This window comes from Flavobacterium sp., from assembly GCF_035760125.1.
Lineage (GTDB): Bacteria > Bacteroidota > Bacteroidia > Flavobacteriales > Flavobacteriaceae > Flavobacterium.
On record NZ_DASTTN010000202.1, the window covers coordinates 1 to 4,487 of the forward strand.

The window sequence follows — 4,487 nt, forward strand, 5'->3', positions numbered from 1 at the left end:
TCGAGTCGCCTTGAATACGGCAATCACGCTGTATCGAAAAAGCAAACGCAGTATTGCAACTGTTGAGTACGAGGGAAGGCAACATTTCACACACGACATAGAATACAATTATGAAGAGGAGGAACAGTTGAAATTGATGTACCAGGCCGTTTATCAGCTGAATGATATTGAAAAAGCGTTAGTATTTATGTATTTGGAAGACAAGGATTATACCGAAATATCGGAAACTTTAGGGATTAGCGAAGTGAATGCAAGGGTAAAAATGAATCGTATAAAAGGGAAATTAAAAAAAATATTAAATCCATTAGGCGTATGAAAGAGTTGGATTTATTAAAAAAAGACTGGAAAAAGAATGCAGCTTCTTTTGAACAGGTATCAGAAAATGAGATTTACAAAATGATCCATAGAAAATCGTCTTCTGTAGTGAAGTGGATTTTTATAGTGAGTATCATAGAACTTGGATTAGGGTTGGTATTGGGATTGATTTTATCCTTTACCAAATACGACGAGAAAAATGTGGAATTAATTAAACATTTGGGTGTTTATGGCTACTATATAGCTGCAACAGTACTCCTTTATGTTGTTATTTTGTACTTTATTTTTAAGTTTTATACGATGTATCGTAAAATTGCGGTTGATGATAATACCAAAAAACTCATTTCCACGATATTGAAAACCCGAAAAGTAGTGAAGCAATACATCGCTTTTAACCTGTCCTTTTTTGCACTGTTTTTCATTATTTTTGGAGGTTATTTGTTTTACGAAGGCTATCTGGAAGGAGCTTCAAAAAATGGAGTCGTTCATCCCGAAATGCCTTTGAACATTGCCTTGATATCGTTCATCGTATTAATTTTGGCCACAGCGATTTTTACCTTCGCATTCTGGTTGATTTATAAATTAATCTACGGTATTTTATTAAAGCGCTTGCAGAATAACTTCGAAGAATTGAAGAAAATTGATTTATAAAAAAAGAGACAAATGTCTCTTTTTTTATATTTTAATATTCCCATTGTCTCTTTTTATTCAGCTCTTCTTGCTCCTGCAATTCTTCTAATGGAATGACTTTAAGGAAAGATGGATGTTGCTCGATGGCGTATTCTACCATTTCAACAATTTCATCGATGGAATCGTTATCATAATCAATGGCCAAAGGTTCTTTGATGACAAGTGACTGGAGAATTCCCTTCTTTTTCATATACAACCCTTTCTTGCAAAATGAGCGTCTAAATCCATCAATTACGATTGGGACAACTATAGGTCTGTGTTGTTTTATGATGTGTGCAGTTCCTTTTCGAACTGGCTTAAAAGATTTGGTGGTTCCCTGCGGAAAAGTAATTACCCAACCATCGGCCAAGGCAATCTTGATATTCTCGGTATCATTTGGATTTACATCCTTTTTCTCGGTAACATCCTTCCCTTTGGCACGCCAAGTTCGTTCAACGGTAATTGCACCCGCATAAGCCATAATTCGCGGCAATAAGCCCGCTCTCATTGTTTCTTTGGCAGCCACATAGTAAATATTCAATTTGGGATTCCACATATACCAAACATTCTTTATTGAATCTTCTCGCCCACTTAAACTGGCATTAAAGACATGAAACATGGCAGTTACATCTGCAAAATAAGTTTGATGATTGGAGATAAAAAGAACGTTTGTATCTGGAAGCTTTTTAATAATTTCTGAACCTTCAATTTGTAGTTCATTAAAACCACGATAACGTCTGTGGCTAATAAATCCGAAGATTCGAATCAACCACTTTTTTACAAATAGTATGTGTCCAAAAGGATTTCGTTTAAATAATCCCATAAGATTGTTTGTTTGTTTTTATATTTGGGATTGCAAAATTACGATTATTTTTCCTTTTTTAATATTAAAAGGCGATGCTTTTAACAAAATAGACTATTCAAAATTGATTTTATCCAAAATAGATTTCAAAACAATTTTCAATTCGCTTAACATCATAGCTGTTGCTCCCCAAACAATGTGTTCCTCAATTTTGAACGCAGGAACTTCAATGGAATTAGCATAAGAAGTTGTCATTTCGGTATTAATAACAATAGAATCACTTAAAAAAGTACTTAATGGCAATTCAATTATATCGGCCACTTCGTTAGGATCAGGATAAAAAACAACTTCATCCCTACAAATTCCCAAAAAAGGATAAACCATAAAATTGCTCGGAGGTATGTATAAATGAGTAAACGCTTTTAACACTTCAATTTTTTCCTGATAAATACCAATTTCTTCGTAGGTTTCTCTTAATGCTGTCTGCATAAAATTGGCATCTTCCTTTTCATATTTTCCACCTGGAAAAGCTATTTGGGAAGAATGAACTCCTTTGTATGAGTTTCGAACAATCAAGACCAAATGAGTTATGCTCTCTTTAGGATAAAGCAACATCATTACTGCAGCGTTTCTTGGTTTTATTTCATTAAAATTTATTTTTTTTGTTATTTCAAGACGCTGTTGCGGTACCATAACATTATGGGCAGCTTCACCAGGAAGATTTACAGCATCCAAATAAGGAACAATTTGTAAAAAATCTTGAAAATCCATAATCAAAGGTTATTTTTGCAAATAAAATAATATCTAAATATACTTTAGAAATTAGTGTCAAACAAATTTTAAACATCCAAAACCCAACAATATGTACAGCAAAGAAGAAAATCAAAAACTAAAACACGAATTTTGGGTCGAATTTGCACAAAAATATCCCCGAAAATGGCTTTTGTATGATACCAAAATAAAAGATTTCTCTTTTAAATTCTTTGTCGAAAATACCAAAGCCCAAGTACATATCGATATCGAAATGAGAAATGCAGAATTGCGTATGCAATACTTTGAAAAACTTCAGGCATTAAAAAATATACTCGAAGAAGAATTTGTCAAAGATTTGGTTTTTGAAAAAAATCACACTTTGGAAAACGGAAAAACCATTAGCCGTATTTGGGTTGAAAAAGGGAATGTAAGTGTAAGCAACCGTAAGTATTGGGATGAAATATTTGATTTTTTCTATGAAAAAATGAATGCTCTGGAACTATTTTATTTGGAGTATGATGAATTTATAAAAGATATTGAAAAATAGGGTTTTATATTTCGTAAATTGTTAATCAAAAATTATTCAAAATGGATTTATTTAGAGAAACAAATGATTGGGAGACTAAATTAACCCCAATATTAGAAAGATACAATGGTCAAAAACATCCATTAGATTACCAAAACCTATATCAGCTGGTCGTTATGGTCGTCCTTTCGGCTCAAGATTCGGATGCCAATATTAATAAAATAGCACCAAACTTATTTCAAATTTTCCCCAATATGGAAAGTCTAGCCGTTTCCAATGTTGATGCGTTAATACCACATATTTCCAAAGTTCGAAATTTTGGCACCAAAGCCAACTGGTTAATTGAAATTGCACAAACAGTACAAAAAGATGAAAATATTCCTTTAACAATGGAAAATTTAACCGCTTTAAAAGGAATCGGACGAAAATCAGCCAACGTTATTATGCGAGAAGCTAGAGTTCCTGCGGAAGGAATCATCGCCGATTTACATGTTATTCGCGTCTCCCCCAGAATTGGATTAATTCCTGAAACGCAGGACGGTAACAAAGTCGAAAAACTGCTCATGCAAACTTTGTCAAAAAACATTTGGGGCGAAATAGGGATGGCTATTTCATTTCTGGGTAGGGAAATTTGCAGACCAAAACCAAAATGTGAAGAATGCCCAATTAATACAATTTGTTTGTATTACAAAGCCAATCAGTAGAAAAAAACAAGAAACACACTCTCTTAAAATTTCCACATTTTATCTAACACATTATGACATGCCCGCAAGGGTCGGTCTGTCCATTATATCTTTTCTTTCCCTAAAGACGGAAAAGAAAAGGATGCCATTTCCATCCCTCATGCGATTGTGTTTTCAAAACATTTTTTCTAAAATACAAGATATTTACGATCCGAAACAAAACCAAGATCTCTGGTTGCTACAGGCCTAAATAAAAAAACTCCATTTGCATAAACAAATGAAGTTTTCTTGTACTCAGAGCGGGACTTGAACCCGCACGAACATTGCTGTTCACTGGATTTTAAGTCCAGCGTGTCTACCAATTTCACCATCCGAGCATTAAGTGGTACCTCCAGGGATCGAACCAGGGACACATGGATTTTCAGTCCATTGCTCTACCATCTGAGCTAAGGTACCATAATCTTTGTCTAACAAAAATTAAAAAAAAACCCCGTAATAAAACGGGGTTTTAGAATCTGAAACAAGTTCAGATTAAAGAAAGGCGACGACATACTCTCCCACAAAACTGCAGTACCATCTGCGCAGGCGGGCTTAACTTCTCTGTTCGGGATGGGAAGAGGTGAGCCCCGCCGCAATAACCACCTTAAGTCGTTATAATTGCTTTGGGCAATCATTGTAATGATGTTTATCTTTTTTGATAATCATCAATCACATAATATCTTAACATACTGAGATAAAG

At 34.3% G+C, this 4,487-nt stretch carries 6 protein-coding genes, 2 tRNA genes and 1 rRNA gene; 4 read left to right on the forward strand and 5 right to left on the reverse strand.

Annotated elements, in window-relative coordinates; all coding sequences use genetic code 11:
* Nucleotides 1-316, forward strand: a 316-nt coding sequence (locus VFS71_RS07565) for an RNA polymerase sigma factor (RefSeq protein WP_326400321.1), incomplete at its 5' end; no start/stop codon positions are given.
* The gene (locus VFS71_RS07570; RefSeq protein ID WP_326400322.1) at nucleotides 313-966 is read left to right on the forward strand and encodes a hypothetical protein; all 654 of its coding nucleotides are present in this window, start codon (nucleotides 313-315) and stop codon (nucleotides 964-966) included. The genes VFS71_RS07565 and VFS71_RS07570, both read left to right, overlap by 4 nt.
* A gap of 31 nt (nucleotides 967-997) precedes the next feature.
* Here the strand turns inward: VFS71_RS07570 and VFS71_RS07575 are convergent, their stop codons facing one another.
* A complete protein-coding gene (locus tag VFS71_RS07575) occupies nucleotides 998-1,807 on the reverse strand; it encodes a lysophospholipid acyltransferase family protein (RefSeq protein WP_326400323.1) in 810 nt (269 codons plus the stop codon).
* A gap of 93 nt (nucleotides 1,808-1,900) precedes the next feature.
* On the reverse strand, nucleotides 1,901-2,557 hold the full coding sequence (locus VFS71_RS07580; protein WP_326400324.1) for a CoA pyrophosphatase: 657 nt from the start codon (nucleotides 2,555-2,557) through the stop codon (nucleotides 1,901-1,903).
* Between the two features lie 91 nt (nucleotides 2,558-2,648).
* Here VFS71_RS07580 and VFS71_RS07585 point away from each other — a divergent pair, with 91 nt between their 5' ends.
* Both VFS71_RS07585 and VFS71_RS07590 read left to right on the forward strand, forming a co-directional pair.
* Nucleotides 2,649-3,086, forward strand: a complete 438-nt coding sequence (locus tag VFS71_RS07585; RefSeq protein ID WP_326400325.1) for a DUF4268 domain-containing protein — start codon at nucleotides 2,649-2,651, stop codon at nucleotides 3,084-3,086.
* 41 nt (nucleotides 3,087-3,127) lie between these two features.
* Nucleotides 3,128-3,769 (forward strand): endonuclease III, encoded by a 642-nt coding sequence (locus VFS71_RS07590; RefSeq protein ID WP_326400326.1) that lies wholly within the window; start codon nucleotides 3,128-3,130, stop codon nucleotides 3,767-3,769.
* 270 nt (nucleotides 3,770-4,039) lie between these two features.
* Here VFS71_RS07590 and VFS71_RS07595 read toward each other — a convergent pair.
* The 3 genes from VFS71_RS07595 to rrf form a co-directional block, all read right to left on the reverse strand.
* A tRNA-Leu gene (locus tag VFS71_RS07595) sits at nucleotides 4,040-4,125 on the reverse strand.
* 6 nt (nucleotides 4,126-4,131) lie between these two features.
* Nucleotides 4,132-4,204: transfer RNA gene (locus tag VFS71_RS07600), tRNA-Phe, on the reverse strand.
* A gap of 80 nt (nucleotides 4,205-4,284) precedes the next feature.
* A 5S ribosomal RNA gene (rrf, locus tag VFS71_RS07605) occupies nucleotides 4,285-4,394 on the reverse strand.
* Between the last annotated feature and the right edge of the window lie 93 nt (nucleotides 4,395-4,487).

Excerpts from the sequence above, each read along its gene's own strand:
- VFS71_RS07570 (WP_326400322.1), top strand. The coding sequence starts at position 313 with ATGAAAGAGTTGGATTTATTAAAAAAAGACTGGAAAAAGAATGCAGCT.
- VFS71_RS07575 (WP_326400323.1), bottom strand. The coding sequence starts at position 1,807 with ATGGGATTATTTAAACGAAATCCTTTTGGACACATACTATTTGTAAAA.
- VFS71_RS07580 (WP_326400324.1), bottom strand. The coding sequence starts at position 2,557 with ATGGATTTTCAAGATTTTTTACAAATTGTTCCTTATTTGGATGCTGTA.
- VFS71_RS07585 (WP_326400325.1), top strand. The coding sequence starts at position 2,649 with ATGTACAGCAAAGAAGAAAATCAAAAACTAAAACACGAATTTTGGGTC.
- VFS71_RS07590 (WP_326400326.1), top strand. The coding sequence starts at position 3,128 with ATGGATTTATTTAGAGAAACAAATGATTGGGAGACTAAATTAACCCCA.